Source organism: Seohaeicola sp. 4SK31 (assembly GCF_028802875.1).
Lineage (GTDB): Bacteria > Pseudomonadota > Alphaproteobacteria > Rhodobacterales > Rhodobacteraceae > Seohaeicola.
Window position 1 is genome coordinate 101,007 of sequence record NZ_JARAMP010000008.1, and the last position, 20,225, is coordinate 121,231.

Annotated in this window: 19 protein-coding genes; 14 read left to right on the forward strand and 5 right to left on the reverse strand. The window is 65.2% G+C overall.

Annotated features, from left to right (window positions below):
• Window positions 1-38: 38 nt before the first annotated feature.
• The 5 genes from PVW27_RS08710 to PVW27_RS08730 all read left to right on the forward strand — a co-directional run bounded on the left by PVW27_RS08710 (window position 39) and on the right by PVW27_RS08730 (window position 4,880).
• Entirely contained in the window at window positions 39-1,886 is a 1,848-nt protein-coding gene (locus PVW27_RS08710; protein WP_274556903.1) for an ABC transporter ATP-binding protein, read from the forward strand.
• Window positions 1,887-2,038: 152 nt separating this feature from the next.
• On the forward strand, window positions 2,039-2,326 hold the full coding sequence (rpmB, locus tag PVW27_RS08715) for a 50S ribosomal protein L28 (protein WP_230801486.1): 288 nt from the start codon (window positions 2,039-2,041) through the stop codon (window positions 2,324-2,326).
• 133 nt (window positions 2,327-2,459) lie between these two features.
• Window positions 2,460-2,810, forward strand: a complete 351-nt coding sequence (locus PVW27_RS08720; RefSeq protein ID WP_274556913.1) for a hypothetical protein — start codon at window positions 2,460-2,462, stop codon at window positions 2,808-2,810.
• A 52-nt stretch (window positions 2,811-2,862) separates the two neighbouring features.
• Window positions 2,863-3,354: a copper chaperone PCu(A)C gene (locus PVW27_RS08725; protein WP_274557032.1), complete on the forward strand. Its 492-nt coding sequence runs from the start codon at window positions 2,863-2,865 to the stop codon at window positions 3,352-3,354.
• Window positions 3,355-3,491: 137 nt separating this feature from the next.
• On the forward strand, window positions 3,492-4,880 hold the full coding sequence (locus PVW27_RS08730; RefSeq protein ID WP_274556915.1) for a hypothetical protein: 1,389 nt from the start codon (window positions 3,492-3,494) through the stop codon (window positions 4,878-4,880).
• Window positions 4,881-4,924: 44 nt separating this feature from the next.
• On the opposite strand, the gene PVW27_RS08735 is transcribed toward PVW27_RS08730, so the two are convergent.
• Complete coding sequence (locus PVW27_RS08735) at window positions 4,925-5,617, reverse strand: NAD-dependent deacylase (protein WP_274556916.1); 693 nt, start codon at window positions 5,615-5,617, stop codon at window positions 4,925-4,927.
• 196 nt (window positions 5,618-5,813) lie between these two features.
• Here PVW27_RS08735 and hisD point away from each other — a divergent pair, with 196 nt between their 5' ends.
• The gene (gene hisD / locus PVW27_RS08740; RefSeq protein ID WP_274556918.1) at window positions 5,814-7,121 is read left to right on the forward strand and encodes a histidinol dehydrogenase; all 1,308 of its coding nucleotides are present in this window, start codon (window positions 5,814-5,816) and stop codon (window positions 7,119-7,121) included.
• 125 nt (window positions 7,122-7,246) lie between these two features.
• Complete coding sequence (locus tag PVW27_RS08745) at window positions 7,247-7,957, forward strand: aspartate/glutamate racemase family protein (RefSeq protein ID WP_338019944.1); 711 nt, start codon at window positions 7,247-7,249, stop codon at window positions 7,955-7,957.
• 142 nt (window positions 7,958-8,099) lie between these two features.
• Here PVW27_RS08745 and PVW27_RS08750 read toward each other — a convergent pair whose 3' ends face one another.
• The gene (locus PVW27_RS08750; protein ID WP_274556920.1) at window positions 8,100-8,423 is read right to left on the reverse strand and encodes a hypothetical protein; all 324 of its coding nucleotides are present in this window, start codon (window positions 8,421-8,423) and stop codon (window positions 8,100-8,102) included.
• 494 nt (window positions 8,424-8,917) lie between these two features.
• Between PVW27_RS08750 and lepA the strand changes: the two genes are divergently transcribed.
• From lepA to PVW27_RS08765, 3 genes are all read left to right on the forward strand, one after another.
• The gene (lepA, locus tag PVW27_RS08755) at window positions 8,918-10,717 is read left to right on the forward strand and encodes a translation elongation factor 4 (protein WP_274556922.1); all 1,800 of its coding nucleotides are present in this window, start codon (window positions 8,918-8,920) and stop codon (window positions 10,715-10,717) included.
• 417 nt (window positions 10,718-11,134) lie between these two features.
• Window positions 11,135-11,635 (forward strand): cytochrome b, encoded by a 501-nt coding sequence (locus PVW27_RS08760; protein WP_274556924.1) that lies wholly within the window; start codon window positions 11,135-11,137, stop codon window positions 11,633-11,635.
• 72 nt (window positions 11,636-11,707) lie between these two features.
• Window positions 11,708-11,893, forward strand: coding sequence for a CTP synthetase (locus PVW27_RS08765; protein WP_274556925.1), 186 nt, complete (start codon window positions 11,708-11,710; stop codon window positions 11,891-11,893).
• A gap of 126 nt (window positions 11,894-12,019) precedes the next feature.
• Here the strand turns inward: PVW27_RS08765 and PVW27_RS08770 are convergent, their stop codons facing one another.
• Genes PVW27_RS08770 through PVW27_RS08780 form a run of 3 tightly spaced genes read right to left on the reverse strand, consistent with a single transcriptional unit; the run spans window position 12,020 to window position 14,468 of the window.
• Window positions 12,020-12,778, reverse strand: a complete 759-nt coding sequence (locus PVW27_RS08770) for an alpha/beta fold hydrolase (protein WP_274556927.1) — start codon at window positions 12,776-12,778, stop codon at window positions 12,020-12,022.
• A gap of 41 nt (window positions 12,779-12,819) precedes the next feature.
• Window positions 12,820-13,482, reverse strand: a complete 663-nt coding sequence (locus PVW27_RS08775; RefSeq protein ID WP_274556929.1) for a gamma-glutamyl-gamma-aminobutyrate hydrolase family protein — start codon at window positions 13,480-13,482, stop codon at window positions 12,820-12,822.
• Window positions 13,479-14,468, reverse strand: coding sequence for an amidoligase family protein (locus PVW27_RS08780; protein ID WP_274556930.1), 990 nt, complete (start codon window positions 14,466-14,468; stop codon window positions 13,479-13,481). The genes PVW27_RS08775 and PVW27_RS08780 overlap by 4 nt, the downstream gene beginning before the upstream one ends.
• A 90-nt stretch (window positions 14,469-14,558) precedes the next feature.
• Here PVW27_RS08780 and PVW27_RS08785 point away from each other — a divergent pair, with 90 nt between their 5' ends.
• The 4 genes from PVW27_RS08785 to PVW27_RS08800 all read left to right on the forward strand — a co-directional run bounded on the left by PVW27_RS08785 (window position 14,559) and on the right by PVW27_RS08800 (window position 20,188).
• Window positions 14,559-14,993 carry a gamma-glutamylcyclotransferase family protein gene (locus PVW27_RS08785; protein ID WP_274556932.1) on the forward strand — a complete coding sequence of 145 codons (435 nt, stop codon included), beginning with the start codon at window positions 14,559-14,561 and terminating at the stop codon, window positions 14,991-14,993.
• Window positions 14,980-16,278 (forward strand): MFS transporter, encoded by a 1,299-nt coding sequence (locus PVW27_RS08790; protein WP_274556934.1) that lies wholly within the window; start codon window positions 14,980-14,982, stop codon window positions 16,276-16,278. Before PVW27_RS08785 ends, PVW27_RS08790 begins: the two co-directional genes overlap by 14 nt.
• A gap of 154 nt (window positions 16,279-16,432) precedes the next feature.
• The gene (locus PVW27_RS08795; RefSeq protein ID WP_274556936.1) at window positions 16,433-18,094 is read left to right on the forward strand and encodes a BCCT family transporter; all 1,662 of its coding nucleotides are present in this window, start codon (window positions 16,433-16,435) and stop codon (window positions 18,092-18,094) included.
• A gap of 165 nt (window positions 18,095-18,259) precedes the next feature.
• A complete protein-coding gene (locus PVW27_RS08800; protein ID WP_274556938.1) occupies window positions 18,260-20,188 on the forward strand; it encodes an SLC13 family permease in 1,929 nt (642 codons plus the stop codon).
• Window positions 20,189-20,225: the final 37 nt, after the last annotated feature.

Below are 20,225 nucleotides of genomic sequence, written 5' to 3' on the forward strand. Positions count from 1 at the left end.
CGCCCTAGCTTCACGTATTCCCCCGGAAGGCTTTCCTCATGTTCCGTTTCTTTGAAAATCTTGTCGATCCCTATGGTCCCTATCCCGAAAAGGACCACCCGCCGCAGACCTTGTGGCGGTTCATGCTGGACTATGCGCAGCCCTTCAAGCGCGTGTTCTGGATCACCGGCATCACCTCGGTTCTTGTGGCGGCGGTCGAGATCGCGCTGATCTGGGTCATGGGCTGGATCGTCGATCTGTTGCAGGGCGATCCGGCGCAGGTCTGGGCAGAGCATGGCGCTATGCTGATTGCCCTTGTCATCTTCATCCTGATCCTGCGGCCCGCGATTCAGGCGGCGAATGTGCTGCTGCTGAACAATACGATCCTGCCCAATTTCGGCACGCTGATCCGGTGGCGGGCGCATGCCCATGTGCTGCGTCAATCGGTGGGCTGGTTCGAGAATGATTTCGCGGGACGCATTGCCAACCGGATCATGCAGACACCGCCCGCGGCGGGCGAGGCCGTGTTCCAGATCTTTGACGCCATCACCTTTTCGATTGCCTATGTGGTGGGCGCGGTAGTGATTCTGGGGCAGGCCGATGCGCGGCTGATGCTGCCGCTGCTGGTCTGGCTGGTGGCCTATGCCGCCTTGATGCGCTGGGCGATCAAGCGCGTGCAGCCTGCGTCCGAGGCGGCGTCGGATGCGCGCAGCGCGGTGACGGGCCGCGTCGTGGACAGCTATACCAATATCCATTCGGTCAAGATGTTCGACCAGCACGGGCGCGAACTGGCCTTTGCGCGCGAGGCCATCGAGGAGGCGCGTCAGACCTTTCAGGCCGAGATGCGGCTGTATTCCAAGATGGATTTCGGTCTGGTCTTTCTGAATGGTCTGTTGATCGTGGGGGTCGTGGGCTGGGCGATCTGGCTGTGGATGCAGGGGCAGGCCAGCGTGGGGGCCGTTGCGGCGGCGACGGCGCTGACGCTGCGACTGAATGCGATGACCGGTTGGATCATGTGGGCGCTGACCACGTTTTTCCGACAGTTGGGTGTCGTGGCCGAGGGGATGCAGACCATCGCGCAGCCCATCACCCTGCCCGATGCGCCGGATGCCGTGCCGCTGCGGGTGACGAAAGGCGAGATCGTGATGGACGGCGTCCGCCACAGCTATGGCCGTGCCGGTGGTGGGCTGGAGCAGGTCGATCTGCGGATTGCGCCGGGTGAGAAGGTGGGTCTGGTGGGCCGGTCCGGTGCGGGCAAATCCACGCTGATGAAGCTGCTTTTGCGATTTTATGCGGCAGAGGGGGGGCGCATCCTGATCGACGGGCAGGACATCGCCCATGTCACGCAATCCAGCCTGCGGGCCCATATCGGCATGGTCCAGCAGGACAGCGCGCTGTTGCACCGCTCGGTCCGCGACAACCTGCTTTATGGTCGTCCCGACGCCTCGGAGGAGGAGATGCATCGCGCCGCCGCCCAAGCGCAGGCTCTGGAGTTCATCCCGGATCTGGAGGATGGCGCGGGACGGCGCGGCTTTGACGCGCAGGTGGGCGAACGCGGGGTGAAGCTGTCCGGCGGACAGCGCCAGCGCATCGCCTTGGCCCGCGTGATCCTGAAGAATGCGCCGATCCTGCTGCTGGACGAGGCGACGAGTGCGCTGGACAGCGAGATCGAGGCGGCGGTGCAGGACACGCTTTACGGCATGATGGCGGGCAAGACCGTGATCGCCATTGCCCACCGCCTGAGCACCATCGCGCAGATGGACCGGATCGTTGTGCTGGACCGGGGCCGGATCGTGGAAGAGGGCACGCATGCCGATCTGCTGGCGGCGGGCGGGCTTTATGCGGCGCTTTGGGCACGGCAGTCGGGCGGGTTTCTGGGCGATGAACTGGAGGAGGGGGCGGCGTGAGCGCCGCCCTTGGTTCCGCTTGCCGCTTTGGCCTTGACGCCTGTGGCGATTCCGCCTAATCACCCCAAACGGAATTCGGGGCGCCGCCGGTCGCGGTGCCCTTATGTGTTGAAGGCGCCCGACGCGCCCCTGATCAAGACGAGGATAAAGCCATGTCGCGCCGCTGCGAACTGACCGGAAAAGGCCCGATGTCTGGCAACAATGTCAGCCACGCCAACAACAAGACCCGTCGCCGGTTTCTGCCGAACCTGAACGATGTGTCGCTGCAGTCCGAGACCCTGAACCGGGTCGTGAAGCTGCGGATTTCTGCCGCTGCCCTGCGCTCGGTCGATCACCGTGGCGGTCTGGACGCGTTTCTGGCGAAAGCCAAGGACGACACGCTGTCCGACGCGGCGCTGAAGATCAAGAAAGAGATTGCAAAGGCACAGGCCACCGCCTGATCCCTTTGATCGGTTTCACTATGGAGCAGCCCTGCCGGTTCGGCGGGGCTGTGTCCATTTGTGGCAGGGGCGCGACCGCCTGCGGGCGCAGATCCCTCTTTTCGCTGGGTGCGTGCGGACATATATCGGTCTGATGATGCTTCGGTTCCGCCCTCTTGCCGCCATTGCGATGGCCCTGCTGCTGGTCCTGACGGCCCAGTCCATGGCCGTGGCGCGCGGGATGCCGGGGGCAGCGGGATCCGTGGTGCTGTGCACCGGGACGGGACCCGTCACGATTCTGACCGATGCGGAGGGCCAGCCGGTTGGTCCCGCCCATATCTGCCCCGATTGCACCCTGTCGCTGATCGTGATGCTGGCGCAGGGCAGTGCGGTGGCGACCCGTCCCCTGACTGCGTCATTGCTGGACTGGCCCGCGACGGGCCTGCAGGTTCACGCGCAGGCCGTGCAGCCTTTTTCCGCGCGTGATCCGCCTGCCGTCATGTGATCCGTTTCCACATCCGACAGACAGATTCACAGCAGAAAAAGGGAGAGACATGATGTCTTTCAAATCCACCATCCTTGCGGCCAGCGCGGCCGTTTTCCTTGCCCTTCCCGCCCTTGCCGCCGGGATCGAGGTGCAAGACCCCTATGCCCGCAGCGCCTCGGACATGGCGACAACGGGCGCGGCCTTCATGGTGATCACCAATGCGGGCGGCACGGCGGATCGCCTGATCGGTGTCGCCTCGGACGCGGCGGAAAAGGTCGAATTGCACACCCATCGCGAGGACAGCAACGGGGTCATGCGGATGATCCATGTCGAGGAAGGGTTCGACCTGCCCGCAGATGGGCAGATCGTCATGGAACGTGGGGGTCATCATGTCATGTTCATGGGGCTGAAAGAACCGATGGCGCAGGGCGACATGATCGACGTGACACTGACCTTCGAACAGGCCGGTGACGTGACGGTGCAGATCCCCGTCGATCTGGAGCGCCAGCCGCAGGCGGGCGCGCATGGCGGCATGACCCATGGCGGCATGAAGAAAGACTGACGGGATTTGACCTGATCCGTCGGGGGGCCGGACCTTTCACGGGTCCGGCCTTTTGCGTTTCTGCAAGCCGCGTCAACTTGCAACTTGGGCAAGCAGGCTGCACTGATGACACATCGAAGCAGGAAGAGGTCATCGTGATGGGCGGCGTGGCAAACAGGATGGTCGGCCTTCTGCTTTGCGCGATCACGGCGCTGGTCGTGTGCCGGGAATGGGGCGTGGCGGAGTGGACCCAGCCGGCCAAGCCGGTGCTGGTTCTTGCGCTGGTGGCGATCCTGCTGTTTCAGGTGCGATTGTCCCGCAAGGCGTTTATCGCGGTGGCGGTGCTGATCAGCAGCGCGCTGGTCGCCACGCATCCGGACTGGCGCGGGATCATCACGCGCGGGCTGGAAACCGCAGCGTTCATCGGGGCCTTTTTCACGGCATTGTCCACGCTGCGCACGGTGGCGCAGACCTCTCCGGCGATCCAGCGGGCCGGAACCTTTCTGGCCGGTCAGCCCCCCGGCAGGCGCTATGCGGCCCTGACGGTCGGTGGGCAGGCGTTTGCCTTGCTGCTGAACTATGGGTCCTTGCAACTGCTTGGGTCGCTTGCGACGACGAATGCGAATGCCGAACCCAATCTGGAGATCCGCGGGCATCGCATAAGGCGGATGCTGCTGGCGATACAGCGGGCCTTCGTGTCGACCTTGCCATGGTCGCCGCTGTCCTTTGCGGTGGCGATCACCATCAGTGTCATTCCCGAGGCCACCTGGGGCAAGGCATTGGTGCCGGGGCTGGTGACATCGATCCTGCTGGCGGGGATCGGCTGGTCGCTGGACACTTTGTTCAAGCCGCGGCTGACGATCACGCCGGTCCGCAGCGCGCCGGTGGGGACATGGGGCACGATGTTGCCGCTGGTGCTGTTGCTGGCGGTTCTGCTGGTCGGCGTGGTGACCCTGAGCACGCTGACGCAGGTTCGGGTGGTGGGGATCGTCGCGGTTCTGGTGCCCTGTATCGCGGTTGTCTGGATGCTGATTCAGCATTGGGACGACGCGCCCCTGTCCACCACGGGGACGCGCATCAAGACCTATGTGCTGCAAGAGCTTCCGGGGTATCGCGGAGAACTGACATTGTTGATGATGGCGGGTTTCATCGGCACGGCGGGGGCACAGTTGTTCGCGCCGATGGTGCAGGCGACCGGGTTCGATCTGTCGGCCCTGCCGTCCTGGGTCGTTCTGGTCGCCTTGGTGTGGATCATCCCGCTGGCCGGGCAGATCGGCATGAACCCGATCCTGGCCGTTACGCTGATTGCGCCGCTGATTCCCGCCGCCGCTGACCTTGGGGTGCAGCCGACCGCGCTTGTGGTTGCGATCACGGCGGGATGGGCGCTGAGCGGCGCAAGTTCGCCCTTCACGGCGACGACGCTTCTGATCGGTTCCTTTGGCGGTATCAGCGCGACCCGCGTCGGGCTGGTCTGGAATGGTGCCTATACGCTGATCTGTGGGGTGGTGTTGTCGATCTGGGTCGTGGCCTTCGCGCATCTGTCCTGACCCCACCGGCCTGCGTGGCAGGCGGAGGCCGGCCCTGCGGTTCTTCAGCGGTGCAGCAGCCCGTCCACCCAGCGCGGCACCTCGACCGAGGCTTTGCCGAAGCGCGTCTCGGCGAAGTCCGAGACCACGGCAGAGGGATCAAGGTTGATCTCGACCGTATGGGCCCCGGCGCGGGCGGCATCCTGCACGAAGGCCGCCGCCGGATAGACCTGCCCCGAGGTGCCGATGGCGGCGAAGATGTCCGCCGCCCGCAGCAGATCCCAGATGTCGTCCATGTGATAGGGCATCTCGCCGAACCAGACGACATCGGGCCGTGCGGCGGGGGCGGCGCAGACGGGGCAGGGCTGGCCCGGTGCCATTTCCGGCGGGGCGGTCCAGCGATGATCGCAGGCGGCGCAGAGCGCCCCCGCCAAGGTGCCATGCATGTGCAGCACCCGGACAGAGCCCGCCGCCTCGTGCAGGCCGTCCACGTTCTGCGTCACGACGGTGACCTGACCGGGATAGTCGCGTTCCAGCCGGGCCAGAGCGTCATGGGCGGCATTGGGGCGCGCGGCAGCCGCCTGCACCCGGCGCGCATTGTAGAAGCGATGCACAAGGGCAGGATCGCGGGCGAAGCCTTCGGGCGTGGCCACATCCTCGATCCGGTGTTGCGCCCAAAGGCCGCCTTCATCGCGAAAGGTGCCAAGCCCGCTTTCCGCCGATATGCCGGCCCCTGTCAGGATCACGATCTGCTTCATCTTTCCCTTTCCGTGCACTGTCATGCGCCAGACCCAGAGTAGCCCGCATCCCTATGGGCGCAAGTCTGATGCGCGGGGTTTCGGCTTTCCTGAAACCGTCTTTCGCGGCTTTGAAAATGGGGCTTTCGGGTCTGTCTTGCCTCTTGCCCGATGTCCGGTTCTGCCGCCCAATGGCCGCAAGGAAGGAACCTGCGCCATGGCCATGCGACACTTGAAAACCGCCCGCCCCCAGCCGCCTCAGGCGCAGGCCGAAACAACCGCGGTGGTGCGCGATCTGCTGGCGCAGCTGGCTCGCGATGGCGAGGCGGCGGCCCGCGATCTGGCCTGCCGGATGGACGGCTGGGACGGCCCGATCGTGGTGGACCCCGACACGGTGGCCCGCCTCAGCGCGACTGTGCCGCAGGCGTTGCGCGACGATATCGCTTGGGCGCATGAGAATATCCGCCGCTTTGCCGAGGCGCAGCGCGCCACCTGCACCGACATGCAGGTGGATCTGCGCCCCGGTCTGACCGCAGGGCAACGCTATATCCCGCTGGCCGCGGCCGGGGCCTATGTGCCGGGTGGACGCTATGCCCATATCGCCAGCGCGCTGATGACGATCACCACGGCCAAGGTGGCAGGCGTGGCCCATGTCACCGCCGCCTCGCCGCCGCGGGCGGGGCAGGGCATCCCGGCGCCGATCCTTTATGCGATGGATCTGGCGGGGGCGGATCACATCCTTGCTTTGGGCGGTGTGCAGGCCGTGGCGGCCATGGCGCAGGGGATGTTCGGTGCGCGTGCGGCGGACATCATTGTCGGTCCCGGCAATCAATATGTGGCCGAGGCCAAGCGCCAGATTTTCGGAACCGTGGGGATCGACATGTTCGCGGGACCGACCGATTCCATGGTACTGGCCGATGACAGCGCCGATCCCGAACTGGTGGCGCTGGATCTGGTCAGTCAGGCGGAACATGGGGCGAACTCTCCGGTCTGGCTGGTCACGACCAGTGCGGCACTTGCCGAGGCGGTGATGGCGCGGGTGCCGGGCTGTCTGGCCCATCTGCCCGAACCCAACCGCAGCGCCGCAACGACCGCCTGGTCCGAACTGGCCGAGGTGATTCTGTGCGACACGCCCGAGGCGATGGCCGTGGTCGCGGACCGGATCGGACCCGAGCATCTGCATGTGCAGGCGCGGGACCTTGGATGGTGGCAGTCCCGGTTGCGCGCTTATGGATCGCTGTTTCTGGGCGAAGACACCACTGTGGCCTTTGGCGACAAGGCGGCGGGGCCGAACCATGTGCTGCCCACTTCGGGGGCGGCGCGGTATACGGGGGGACTGTCGGTGCACAAGTTCCTCAAATGCGTGACATGGCAGCAGGTCAGCGGTGCGGCCTTGCCCGATCTGGCGCGCGTCACCGCCCATATCAGCCGCATCGAGGGGATGGAGGGCCATGCCCGCGCCGCGCAGATCCGGCTGGACAAATGCGATGCCATGTCCAGACTGGCGACACCCAGGACAGGATGAGACATGACGCTTGCGACACTTCCCCGCGCCCGCGACCAGCGAGATGAGGTGGCCGGACCCCACCCGGTCCGGCAATGGTATTCAGGGGCTGAAAGGTGTGTCGCAAGGCTGCGGGTGAGCCTGTCATGATGCGGCGGGTCGGTATTCTGGGTGGCATGGGGCCCGAGGCGACGATTCTCATGATGCAGAAATGCATGGGTGTTGTGGCGCGTGCTGCCACCGGCCCGCTGGATGATGCGGATCATATCCCCCTGATCGTGCATCAGAACCCGCAGGTGCCCAGCCGCATCGCGCGGCTGATCGAAGGGCGCGGACCGGACCCGGCTCCTGTTCTGGCGCAGATGGCGCGGGATCTGGCGGCGGCTGGGGCGCAGGCGCTGGCCATGCCCTGCAATACGGCGCATCACTATGCGGGCGCGATCCGCGCGGCGACCGACCTGCCATTCCTCGACATGATCACGGCGAGTGCCGATCACCTTGTCCGCGCAGGCGTGACCCGGCCGGGAATGCTTGCCTCGCCGGCCACACGGATGGCGGCTGTCTTTGATGCGGCCTTTGCCGCGCGTGGCCTTGCCCCGGTCTGGCTTGAGGATGAAGCACCGCTTCTGGCCCTGATCCGGGCGGTCAAGGCGGGGCAGCCTGTCGCCGCATTGAGCCCGGACATGGCGGCGCTGGCCGGGGCAGCCCGCGCGCAAGGGGCGGATCACCTGCTGGTGGCCTGCACCGAACTGTCGCTGCTGACCCATGCGCTGCCCGGAGATCTGCCCTGGACGGACAGTCTGGACTGTCTGACGGCCTGCATCGCGGATTTTGCACGCGCGTCCGATGGCGGATGAGCCTCTGCGGGGCCAGTCTTGCGTGATGGATATTTGAGGCAAGAAGAAACAGGGTCTGCCGTTTCTTCTTGCGGGAAATATCCTCGGGGGGGCGTCGAACAACGTTCGACGTGGGGGGCGGACAGCCCCCCGTCGTGACGGATCAGCTGCACATGGCGGCGGCTGTCTCGCCGAAGGCGCGGTATTTGCGCCAGAACGTCTCGTGATTGCGGTTGTCCGACTGGCGGATATCCTGTGCCATCTGCGGATCGCGGAAGAACTTGGCCGCCATCCGCTGATCGCTGCGCGACAGGGTCTGATCGGCGACCTGCTGGATGCAGGCGCACAGGCGCGGCGAACGGGCCCTGCGATCCGAAGCCATGCAGGCGCGGTCAATCGGTCCGGCCATGGCCATCGAGGGGGTCATGACGACCGTCACAGGGGTAAGGGCCACGGCCATCACGGCGGCCATCAGAAACTGCTTCATTCCACGCCTCTTGTCTGAAAACCGCTGCCCCGGCCTTTGCGGCCATGTTGCGCGCGGCGCATCTGCTCTGGCGCGACTATGCCGCAGGACAGAGGCCTTTTCAATTGGCTTGCATGGCCTGCGGCACCCAGACGCGGGATCTATCCTCCCTCGGAGGGCGATGCTGCCGCCATGGATGCCCTGACGCGTTTGAGAACCTGTGGCACCATCCCGCCCTTGTCAGGAGGCGTCACGGTAATCGTGATGTCATCTCATGCCCCGGATTGGGCAGGTTGCCGGTGATGTCGAGACAGGCCACGACGCCCTTTCTGCGGCGCTCCAAAACATGAACTGGTTCACGCGGCCCCCGCAGCTTGACGCGCGCAGGGCAAGCCCCGTGTTGGTGGCCCGAGGCCCCTGGTCGGTCAAGACATTTCCGCTGCGGTTTTCCGTGGTCGCAACGCCCCCCTCAAGCCACCTTGACCAAAGGCCGTTTCCCCATCATATCCCTCTGCATGACAGAGCTTTCGCGCATTCGCAATTTCTCCATCGTTGCCCATATCGACCACGGGAAATCCACCCTGGCCGACCGGCTGATCCAATCCACCGGCACCGTGCAGGACCGGGACATGAAGGAACAGCTGCTCGACAGCATGGATATCGAACGTGAGCGCGGGATCACGATCAAGGCCAACACCGTGCGCATCGACTATAAGGCCGATGACGGGCAGACCTATGTGCTGAACCTGATCGACACGCCCGGTCACGTCGACTTTGCCTATGAGGTGAGCCGGTCGATGCGCGCCGTGGAAGGTTCGCTTCTGGTGGTGGACAGTACCCAAGGGGTCGAGGCGCAGACGCTGGCCAATGTCTATCACGCGCTGGACGCGGATCATGAGATCGTGCCGGTGCTGAACAAGATCGACCTGCCCGCGGCCGATTGTGACCGCGTGGCCGCGCAGATCGAGGATGTGATCGGCATCGACGCTTCGGACGCGATCCGGGTCAGCGCCAAGACCGGCATCGGCATCCATGAGACGCTGGAGGCGATCGTCAAGCGCCTGCCCGCGCCCAAAGGGGACCGCAATGCCCCGCTGACCGCCATGCTGGTGGATAGCTGGTATGACGCCTATCTGGGCGTGGTCGTGCTGGTGCGGATCATGGACGGGGTGCTGAAGAAGGGCGACCGGATCACGATGATGCAGAACGGGTCGGTCCATCAGGTGGACCGGATCGGCGTGTTCCGCCCGCAGATGCAGAATGTCGATCAGCTTGGACCCGGCGAGATCGGTTTTATCACCGCCCAGATCAAGCAGGTCCGCGACACCCGTGTGGGTGACACGATCACCCATGAAAAGAAGGGCGCGACCAAGGCTTTGCCCGGCTTCAAGCCGTCGCAGCCCGTGGTGTTCTGCGGCCTGTTCCCGGTGGACAGTTCCGAGTTCGAGGATCTGCGCGATGCCATCGAGAAGCTGGCGCTGAACGATGCGTCATTCACCTATGAGATGGAAACATCGGCCGCACTTGGGTTCGGCTTCCGCTGCGGTTTTCTGGGGCTGTTGCACCTTGAGGTGATCCGCGACCGGATCGAGCGGGAATATGACATCGACCTGATCACCACCGCGCCCTCGGTGATCTATCACGTCTATCTGCGTGACGGCACGATGAAGGAATTGCACAACCCCGCCGACATGCCCGACCTGACCTATGTCGATCATCTGGAAGAGCCGCGCATCAAGGCCACGATCCTTGTGCCCGATGATTATCTGGGTGACGTGCTCAAGCTGTGTCAGGACCGGCGCGGCGTGCAGATGGATCTGACCTATGCGGGCAGCCGGGCGATGGTCGTCTATGACCTGCCGCTGAACGAGGTTGTGTTCGACTTCTACGACCGTCTGAAATCGGTGACCAAGGGTTATGCCAGTTTCGACTATCAGCTGACCGGCTATCAGGAAGACAATCTGGTCAAGATGTCGATTCTGGTGAATGACGAGCCGGTGGATGCGCTGTCGATCATGGTGCATCGCGAGCGGGCCGAGATGCGGGGCCGGTCGATGGTGGAAAAGCTGAAAGAGCTGATCCCCCGCCACATGTTCAAGATCCCGATTCAGGCGGCCATCGGCGGCAAGGTCATCGCGCGCGAAACGCTGGCGGCCCTGCGCAAGGACGTGACCGCGAAATGCTATGGCGGCGATGCGACGCGCAAGCGCAAGCTGTTGGACAAGCAGAAGGCGGGCAAGAAGAAGATGCGGCAGTTCGGCAAGGTCGAGATCCCGCAGCAGGCCTTCATCAACGCGCTGAAGATGGACACGTAAGAAGGGCGGGGCAGGGGTGTCCTTGCCCTTTGCAGCGCGGTAGGGTGCGTGTTTACACGCACCGTTTGTTGATGCGGGGCGTGGTGCGTGCAAGCACGCACCCTACAGTTCGTTGAAGATGGACACGTAAGAGGGGCGGGGCAGGAGTGTCCTTGCCCTTTGCAGCGCGGTAGGGCGGGTGTTCACACGCAGAGTTTGTTGATGCGGGGCGTGGTGCGTGCAAGCACGCACCCTACAGACCGCCGCATGACGTGGCGACGCGTCACAGCGCGGTAGGGCGGGTGTTCACACGCAAAGTTTGTTGATGCGGGGCGCGGTGCGTGCAAGCACGCACCCTACAGCTGAGCCATCATGTCGCTTGGCGGCGGCGTGGCTCTGTCGTATTCTGCGCCTCGCATGTGACATCGGAGGTGCATCATGCCGACCCCCATTCCCACCGCCTATTCCCGCCTTCAGATCCGGCTGCACTGGTTGGTCTTCGTGCTGCTGGCCCTGCAATACATCCTGCATGAACCGATCACCGAAGCCTTCGACATGGTTGAGGATGGTCTGACGCCCGCATTCTCGCCGCTGGTCGCCGCCCATGTGTTCGGCGGTTTCCTGATCTTCGTGCTGGTGGCGGCGCGGATCTATATTCGCAAGGAACGCGGGGTGCCGCCTTTGCCGGAGACAGACCCGCCGCTGCAACGCATGGCGGCGCATGTCACGCATTACAGCCTTTACACGCTGATGATCGCCATGCCTGTCAGCGGTGCGGTTGCGTGGTTTCGCGGCAACGAGGCCGCCGCCGAAGCGCATGAGGTGATGCGTGCGATCCTGCTGGCGTTGATCGCGCTGCATGTCGTGGGGGCGCTCTATCACCAGTTTGTCGTGAAGGACGGCTTGATGCAGCGCATGCGCCGCGGTGATCCCGTCTGACACAGATCAAGGTGCGCCTCTGCGCAGTGGCTTAGACTCAGGCCACATCAACGCCGCATCGGAGGCCGCATCATGCTGAGACTGGGATTCGTTCTTCACCTGTTCATCGGCTCGACCCTTGCGGGGATCGGGGTGATCGCGGCGCTGGTGACGGGATATGACACGCTCTATCCGATCCTGATCGCGGCGCTTATCGGGTTTCTTGTGGCCTTTCCGGTCACCTGGGCGGTGGCGCGGGCGCTTTACGACAGGGCTTGAGGTTCGCGGATCCTGCCCTTCGGGGCAGGCGGGACGGTGGCGGTGCGAGGGAGGGGTCCCCGTTGGGGCCGCAACCGTTCCGAAAACGGGCAGGGAGGGTCTTTTGCCCTTCCTGCCTTTTTCATGTCACCCGACCAGCCAGGCGCGCACCGCCGCTTCGAATTCGCGCGGTTTCTCGGCATGCAGCCAATGGCCCGCATCGCGGATCTTGGCGAAACGCGCGGCGGGAAACAGCGCCTTGATCCGCGCGCGATGTTCGGGCTGCACATAGTGTGAATTCGCCCCGGTCAGGAACAGCGTGGGCTTGTCGAACTGCGCCTCGACCTGCGGAAAGCCAAGGATATGGGGCATCTGGTCGGCCAGCGTGTCAAGGTTCAGGCGCCAGCGCCGCTCTTTCAGGTCCAGCGATTGGGTGAAGAACGCAGGCAGCGTGGGATCATCGACGAGGGCCGCCAGTTGCGCCTCGGCATCCGAGCGCTTCTCGACACGCGACAGATCGACGGCGCGCATGGCGGCGATATAGCGGCTCTGGTCATGTTCATAGGCGACAGGGGCCACATCGCCCACGATCAGCCGCTCGACCAGATCGGGATGCAGAAGCGCCAGCATCATCGCCGCCTTGCCGCCCATGGAATGGCCCAGCACCGCCATCGGGCCGCCTTGGGCGCGGATCACCTGCGCCAGATCCTCGGCCATATCGGTGTAGCTGTGGCTGTCCATCCACGGGCTCAGGCCATGATTGCGCATGTCCACGGCGATCACGGTCCGGTCGCTGGACAGTCGCTTGGCGATGACCCCCCAGTTGCGCCCGGAGCCGTAAAGGCCGTGGGCGATCAAAAGAGGTGTGGGGCCGTCGGGGCCGTCATGGCGGATGATGTTCAGCATGGGCGCGGGGATAGACGCTTTCCTGTGCGGTGTCCACGGGATCAGACCCGCGCGGCAGCGACAAGGGCGCGGAACAGGGCGCGCTGGCGGCGGGCATAGATCAGGTATTCCGGGTGCCATTGCACTCCCAGCGCAAAAGGTGGCGTGATCCGTTCGACCGCCTGCACCATCCCGCCCGCATCCCGCGCGGCGATCCGCAACCCCGCGCCCAGACGGTCCACCGCCTGACTGTGCAGCGCATTGACCCGCATCGGCGCGGTGCCCGCGATCCGGGCGAGGCCGGTGTCCGGCAGGACGGACACGGCCTTGCGCGGCAGGATCGTGCGGTAGCGGCGGCTGTCGGCGTAGTGGTCATAGGCGCGCTGGTGCAGGTTGCCGCCCAGGGCCACGTTCAGCATCTGTGCACCGCGACAGATGCCCAGCACGGGTTTGCCCGCCGCCTGCGCCGCCATTACAAGCCTGCGTTCCAGCGCGTCGCGATCCGGGTCGAGACGGGCTTCGGCCACCATCTCGCCGTGATAGAGCAGGGGCGAGATGTCGTCGCCCCCGCCGACGATCAAACCATCGGCGGCGTCGATATCGGCATCGCGCCCGCTGTCCCAGCGCAGCGCCCGCCCGCCGGCCAGCCAGACGTTGAGCGCGATGACGGGAAAGACGCGCCATCCGGTGCGGCGCGAGGTGGTGACGCCGATACGCGGCCTCATGTCCAGATCGCTGCCTTGGCCAGCACCGCGTTCACTGTTGCGGCCCAGTCCCCGCGCAGCCGTGTCAGGTTGTTGCGATGATCGGCCCAAAGGGCGGCCAGCCGATCCAGCAGGGCCGGGTCGGCGGCCACACGCTCGACCAGCACCCAGCGGTTCCATTCATAGGTCAGTGACCAGTCGGGCGCGCCCAGCCGCGCTTCGGGCAGGCGAAAGTGATAGGTGGGCCGTCCGCCCTTGAGCCTGTCCCGTGGGACGGCGGCGCGCAGCGTTTCGGGGCGCAGATGTTCCAGAAGCGGCAGCAGATCGAGGCCGTGGTTGCGGGTCGGGCAGAACGCGCCATAGGCGCGGGCCAGATCGTCCAGGCTCCAGCCTGCACCAGAGGCCAGCGCATCCACAAGTCCGCGCGGCCATGGATCGACGAAAGGCAGCAGGCGGCGCGCGGGATCGACCGGGTCGATGGCGCGCAACCAATCCTCCAGCAGCGCATAGGCCCGCACGACCGGCAGGATGTCCGCGGCGGTTCCGTCCGCCACTTCGGGGTTCAGATGCAGACCGAAGCCATAGAGGATGCCGTCCCGTGACCCTTCGGCCCCCGCCTTGACCAGCGCCACGATCAACCTGTCGGCACGGTGCAGGTCGTGCTGCGCCAAGGGGGCCGTCACGATCTCGACCGGGACCACGGCGCGCGACCAGTCCAGCAACTTGTCTGCGATCACATGGCCCGCGTGATCGCGCAGCGCGATGTCCAGTTCAACCCGCACATCGCCCAGATCAGTGTCGCGGACAGTGATGTCATGGTCCGTGTCCCTGTCCAGCTGGCCACCCCATTCTGCGGTGACGACCGCCGCCGCCTCGGCTTCGGTCAGCCCCGCGCATTCGATCTCGATTCCGGTCAGGCGCGGCTGGCCTTCGGCAGTGTCGGCGCGCGGCAGGGTCCAGGCATGGCTACGGGGGATACGGTCCAGAAGATCAGTGAATTCTGTCAAGGGGTTGCGTTCTCCGGTCTGACTGCGAAGACTGGAGCTTATGGGAAGATCCGTCACATGTGCAACCGATCCACCCGCAAGAGCCGTGGCATGAGGCGTCTGCGTCGCCTTGCGTTGCCGGTGCTGATCGGGGTCTGGGCGCTGTGGTTCTGCATTGCCCATGCGCCCGTCTATCTGCCAGCGGTGACCCCTGCGATCACCGCCGCACAGCCCGGACCCGACGCCGGGTCGCAGCGCGTGTTCGGATATGCGACCCTGACCCATCCGTTGGTCCGGGTGGTGGTGATTGGCCGACCCGTTGCCGCGACACCCGCGCAACTGGAGGGGTTCACTCGCGCGGAGCGGGATATCCAGCCTGATCCCGGCGCGCGGCTGGAGGGGCAAGTGTTCACCGTCGGGGCCGAGGGTCTGTTGCGGCTGGACCGCTATGAGCGGCTTGGCGCACGCTATCGCCGCGACATGATGCGGCTGTCGGATGGAACCGAAGCCTGGGTCTATCGGTTATTGCCTGATGCCGCGCCATGATGACCCTTCCGCCCCGCCGCCCTTGGACACGGGCTTTGCCCGTCTGACCGACAGCGATCCCCGTGACCTTGACCGCCATGAGGCGGGCAATGGGCTGATCCACATGGTCTCCCTCATCCTGACCAAGGCGGGGGACAGCCTGATTGATCCCAAGCTGGTGCTGTCATGGCTGCTGACCGTGCTGGGCGCGCCCGGTATGGTCATTGGGGCCTTGGTCCCGGTGCGCGAGGCGGGCGCATTGCTGCCGCAACTGGCGCTGGCGCGGCAGGTCGAGCGGGCGGCGCAGCGCAAGCGGATCTGGGCGGCCGGTGCGGTGGTGCAGGGGGTGGCCGCGCTGGGCATCGCGGCGGCTGTGCTGATGCTGGAGGGCGCGGCGGCAGGCTGGAGCGTTCTGGCACTGGTGGCCGTGCTGGCTGTCGCACGCTCTGCCGCCTCGGTCAGTTACAAGGACGTGCTGGCGCGGACCATCGCCAAGGGGCGGCGCGGTGCGGTGACGGGCTTTGCCGCTGCTGTCGCCTCGGTTGCGGCTTTCGGTTTTGGCCTGTCGATGGCGCTGGGTCTGTTCGATGTGGCGGTTCCGGTGCTGGCCGGGGCCGTGGCATTGGCTGGGGTGGCCTTTCTGCTGGCCGGGGGGCTGTTCCTGCGCCTGCGCGAGCCCGCGCATGGCGACCACAGCCCGCAGGCCGAGGGGATTGCGGCCCTGATCCGCCCGCTGCGCGAGGATCGCCAGTTGCAGGTCTTTGTGGCGGCGCGCGCGGCCCTGACCGTGACGGCGCTGGCCCCACCCTTCATCGTCATGCTTTCTTCGGCAGGGGGCGAGGGGGCACTGGATCAGTTGGGGCCGATGGTCATGGCCTCGACCGCTGCGGCGGTGCTGTCCTCTTATGTCTGGGGGCGGTTGTCGGACCGGTCCAGCCGCCAGACCTTGGTGATCGCGGGAGGGCTGGCCGCGCTGGTGTTGCTGCTGACCGGGTTGGCGGGGCTGCTGTTGGGCGGGCTGGGCGGCGCGTGGGGGGCGGGGCTTGCCATTTTTGCGGCGCAGATCGCCTATGAGGGCGTGCGGCAGGGGCGCAAACTGCATTTGACGGATATGGCCGAGGATGATTTCCGCGCCCGCTATACCGCGCTGTCGAACACCCTGATCGGCGCGGCGCTGATGGCGGGGGGATTGTTCGGTCTGGCGGCGGATTATGTCGGGCCTGCGATCCTTCTTGTTGTTTTTGCAGTGATTTCCGCAATCGGCGCAGCCATCGCCGCGCGTCTGGACGAGGTGCAGCAGGACTGAATCCCCCTCGTCCGGTTGCGTTTCCGGGTCGTTTTCCATACTGTGACGCGTTCACTGACCGGGCTGCGCGCCAAAGTGCCCCCCGGTCCCCGCCACATGGTGGGGCCAGTGGCGGATCCACCGCCAGAGAAATACAAAAAGAAGGACAGTGCTCATGCTCGAAGAGGACAAGACACCCCCCGCCGAGGACGAGGGGATTGACGCCATTCCCGAGCCGGAAGGCGAGACCGAGATCATCGAGACCGATTACACCATCGGTCAGGACAATATCGCGACCCGCAAATGGGTGTTCGAGTTCGACATCCACAACCCGGTCTTTCCGGTCTCGGCTGTGGCGATCCTGCTGTTCACCTTTTTGACATTGGCGTTCCAGACTCAGGTCGAGCCGCTGTTTGTGGGTTTGCGTGACTGGCTGACCGGGAACCTGGACTGGTTCTTCATCGCGTCAGGCAACATCTTTGTCCTGCTTTGCCTGTTCCTGATCGTGTCGCCGCTGGGCCGTGTGCGCCTGGGCGGGCCCGAGGCCACGGCGGATTACAGCTATATCGGGTGGTTCTCGATGCTGTTTGCCGCCGGCATGGGGATCGGGCTGATGTTCTTCGGCGTCTCCGAGCCGATGTCCCATTACTCTGCGGCACTTGGCGGCGTCACCATGGGGGAGGACGGGCTGCGCACGGACTGGGCGCCGTTGGGCGGGGCCGAGGGCGACACCGAGGCGGCGCGCCGCCTTGGCATGGCCGCAACGATCTTCCACTGGGGGCTGCACCCCTGGGCCATCTATGCCGTAGTCGCATTGGCGCTGGCGCTGTTCAGCTATAACAAGGGGTTGCCCCTGACTCTGCGGTCGGCCTTCTATCCGATCTTCGGTGAAAAGGTCTGGGGCTGGCCGGGCCATGTCATCGACATTCTGGCCGTTCTGGCCACGGTCTTTGGTCTTGCCACATCGCTGGGCATCGGCGCGCAACAGGCCAGCGCGGGTCTGGATTTCCTGTTCGGTCTGGGCAGCACGAATACGGTGCTGATCGTGCTAATCATCGTGATCACGGCGATTGCCATCGTCTCGATCATCCGGGGGCTGGATGGCGGTGTGAAGCTGCTGTCCGAGATCAACATGGGCCTTGCCGCGCTGCTGCTGGCCTTCATCATCATCGTGGGGCCGACGATGTCGATCCTGTCCGGGTTCTTTGCCAATCTGGGTGCCTATGCCCAGCACCTGCCGGCCCTGTCGATGCCCTTCGGACGCGAGGATGCGAACTTTGCCAGCGGCTGGACGGGCTTCTACTGGGCCTGGTGGATCAGCTGGTCGCCTTTCGTGGGCATGTTCATCGCCCGCGTCAGCCGGGGCCGCACGGTGCGGGAATTCCTGATTGCCGTGCTGATCGTGCCGACCCTGCTGTCGGTGCTGTGGATGACCGCGCTGGGTGGCACTGCCATCAGTCAGGTCGTCGATCAGGGCCTGACATCCGTGCAGGACGCCGCACTTGAGCTGAAGCTGTTCGAGATGCTGACGCATCTGCCGCTGACGGGCATCACCTCGCTGGTGGGGATCGTGCTGGTGATCGTGTTCTTCATCACCTCATCCGACTCGGGGTCGCTGGTGATCGACACGATCGCGGCGGGCGGCAAGACCAATGCGCCGGTGATCCAGCGCGTGTTTTGGGCCAGCTTTGAAGGCATGGTGGCGATTGCCCTGCTGCTGGGCGGTGGTCTGGCCGCGTTGCAGGCGATGGCCGTGTCCACGGGCCTGCCGTTCACGCTGGTTCTGCTGGGGGCCTGCTATGCGATCATCCGGGGCCTGATGAACGAACCCCGCTGAACAGGTCACATATCCAAAGACAGGGGGGCGGTGCGCGACAGTGCGCCGCCCTTCTTATGTGCGGTTGCAGAATCAACCATGCGCTGATCATCTGCTTGATCTTGTGGGATTATCGCGCTTGTCGCGATCTTGGCCACAAGCGGAGCGTGCAGGAAGGGCTATACGATGACGGCGCCGCAAATGATGATCTTCGGCATTCTGGCCCTGACCATGGCCCTCTTCCTCTGGGGGCGGCTGCGGCATGATGTGGTGGCGCTGGCCTCGCTCATGGCTTGCGTTGTCACGGGGCTGGTGCCCGCCTCAGAGGCCTTTGTTGGCTTTGGCCATCCGGCGGTGATCACGGTCGCCTGCATTCTGGTTCTGAGTCATGGATTGCAACAATCCGGCGCAATAGACGGGGTTACGCGCAAGATACTGCCGCGAAATGCGGGTCGGCTTGCAACTCTTGGCGCTTTGATGGGGCTTGGCGCGCTGCTGTCGGGTTTCATGAACAACGTCGGTGCGATGGCATTGCTGATGCCGATTGCCCTGCAGGCGTCGGGGCGGCTGGATATGACACCGGGTCAGGTGCTGATGCCGCTGGCCTTCGGGACAATTCTGGGCGGCATGACGACCCTGGTTGGCACGCCGCCGAACCTGATCGTCTCGGGTTTTCGCGCCGATGCCGGGCTGGGTCAGTTCAGGATGTTCGATTTCACGCCCGTGGGTCTGGCGGTGGCGGTGGCGGGTCTGATCTTCGTGGTGCTGGTCGGTTGGCGTCTTGTCCCGGCGCGCAAGGCTTCGACCGGCGAGGGGTTCGAGACCGGCGCCTATCTGACCGAGGTCCGCGTGCCCGAGAAAAGCAAGGCCGTGGGCATGACCCTGCGCCAGATCGAGACCGAGCTGGAAGGGGCCGAGGCGCAGATCGTGGCGCTGGTCCGCAACGAGGTGAAGATGAACGCCCCGCATGGCGGACGCCGGATCAAGGCCGATGACATCCTGATGCTGGAAGCCGACGTGGACGGTCTGGCCGAGGCGCTGTCGGCCTTTGGCATCAAGCTGGAACAGCAGGGCGCCTCGTCCGAGAAGGAGACCAAGGCCGAGAAGAAGGAGAAGGCCGCAGAGGCGACAAAGATCGCCCGCGCGGCGAAGGATGACACGGTGGTCGCCAGCGTCACGACCAAGGACGCGGACAAGGAGGACCGCAAGGACAAGGACACTGACAAGACCGACGAGGACGAGGACAGCCGCCGCGACGAGGATATCGTTCTGCGCGAACTGGTGGTTCTGCCTGCCTCTACCCTTGTCGGGCGGTCCGCGCGCGATCTGCGCCTGCGCTCGCGCTATGGTCTGAACCTGTTGGCTGTGGCGCGCGAAGGCCACCGCCCGCAGGCCCGGTTGCGGACGCTGAAGCTGAAATCCGGCGATCTGCTGATGATGCAGGGCCCGGCCGAGGTGCTGTCGGACTTTGCCAATGATACCGGCTGCGTCCCGCTGGGCGAGCGCGACCTGCGCATTCCCGACACCCGGATGGCGGTGCTGTCCATGGCGATCATGGCAGGGGCCATCGCCTTGGTGACGTTCGGCCTTTTGCCGGCGGCGGCGGCCTTTGCGTTGGGGGTGCTGGTGTCCATGGTGGTGCGCACCGTGCCGCCACGCGACGTCTATACCGCCATCGACTGGCCCGTGGTCGTGCTGCTGGCCGCGCTGATCCCGGTGGCGGGGGCGATGGAGGCGACGGGCGCCGCCGATGTGATGGCGCGGTTTCTGGTCGAGACGGTGGCACAGGGAAATGCGATGGCTGCCATTGCGGTCATCCTGATCGTCACCATGTTCCTGTCTGACGTGATGAACAATGCGGCCACGGCCGCCGTGATGTGTCCCATCGCCCTGGGGATTGCCGCCACGCTGGGCGTCAGCCCGGACAGTTTCCTGATGGCGGTGGCGATCGGGGCCTCTTGCGCCTTCCTGACGCCCATCGGGCATCAGAACAACACCTTGATTCTGGGGCCGGGCGGGTTCCGGTTCGGCGATTACTGGCGGTTGGGTCTGCCGCTGGAGATTCTGGTCGTGGCGGTCAGCCTGCCCATGCTGCTGCTGGTCTGGCCCCTGTGACGATCCGGCTTGGCCCGCCCGGCCCGCCGGTCTAGAC

Excerpts from the sequence above, each read along its gene's own strand:
- PVW27_RS08745 (WP_338019944.1), top strand. The coding sequence starts at position 7,247 with ATGATGCGGCGGGTCGGTATTCTGGGTGGCATGGGGCCCGAGGCGACG.
- PVW27_RS08730 (WP_274556915.1), top strand. The coding sequence starts at position 3,492 with ATGGGCGGCGTGGCAAACAGGATGGTCGGCCTTCTGCTTTGCGCGATC.
- PVW27_RS08710 (WP_274556903.1), top strand. The coding sequence starts at position 39 with ATGTTCCGTTTCTTTGAAAATCTTGTCGATCCCTATGGTCCCTATCCC.
- hisD (WP_274556918.1), top strand. The coding sequence starts at position 5,814 with ATGGCCATGCGACACTTGAAAACCGCCCGCCCCCAGCCGCCTCAGGCG.
- PVW27_RS08725 (WP_274557032.1), top strand. The coding sequence starts at position 2,863 with ATGTCTTTCAAATCCACCATCCTTGCGGCCAGCGCGGCCGTTTTCCTT.
- PVW27_RS08800 (WP_274556938.1), top strand. The coding sequence starts at position 18,260 with ATGACGGCGCCGCAAATGATGATCTTCGGCATTCTGGCCCTGACCATG.
- PVW27_RS08785 (WP_274556932.1), top strand. The coding sequence starts at position 14,559 with ATGAGGCGTCTGCGTCGCCTTGCGTTGCCGGTGCTGATCGGGGTCTGG.
- PVW27_RS08750 (WP_274556920.1), bottom strand. The coding sequence starts at position 8,423 with ATGAAGCAGTTTCTGATGGCCGCCGTGATGGCCGTGGCCCTTACCCCT.
- PVW27_RS08775 (WP_274556929.1), bottom strand. The coding sequence starts at position 13,482 with ATGAGGCCGCGTATCGGCGTCACCACCTCGCGCCGCACCGGATGGCGC.
- PVW27_RS08760 (WP_274556924.1), top strand. The coding sequence starts at position 11,135 with ATGCCGACCCCCATTCCCACCGCCTATTCCCGCCTTCAGATCCGGCTG.
- PVW27_RS08790 (WP_274556934.1), top strand. The coding sequence starts at position 14,980 with ATGCCGCGCCATGATGACCCTTCCGCCCCGCCGCCCTTGGACACGGGC.
- rpmB (WP_230801486.1), top strand. The coding sequence starts at position 2,039 with ATGTCGCGCCGCTGCGAACTGACCGGAAAAGGCCCGATGTCTGGCAAC.
- PVW27_RS08765 (WP_274556925.1), top strand. The coding sequence starts at position 11,708 with ATGCTGAGACTGGGATTCGTTCTTCACCTGTTCATCGGCTCGACCCTT.
- lepA (WP_274556922.1), top strand. The coding sequence starts at position 8,918 with ATGACAGAGCTTTCGCGCATTCGCAATTTCTCCATCGTTGCCCATATC.
- PVW27_RS08735 (WP_274556916.1), bottom strand. The coding sequence starts at position 5,617 with ATGAAGCAGATCGTGATCCTGACAGGGGCCGGCATATCGGCGGAAAGC.
- PVW27_RS08795 (WP_274556936.1), top strand. The coding sequence starts at position 16,433 with ATGCTCGAAGAGGACAAGACACCCCCCGCCGAGGACGAGGGGATTGAC.
- PVW27_RS08770 (WP_274556927.1), bottom strand. The coding sequence starts at position 12,778 with ATGCTGAACATCATCCGCCATGACGGCCCCGACGGCCCCACACCTCTT.
- PVW27_RS08720 (WP_274556913.1), top strand. The coding sequence starts at position 2,460 with ATGATGCTTCGGTTCCGCCCTCTTGCCGCCATTGCGATGGCCCTGCTG.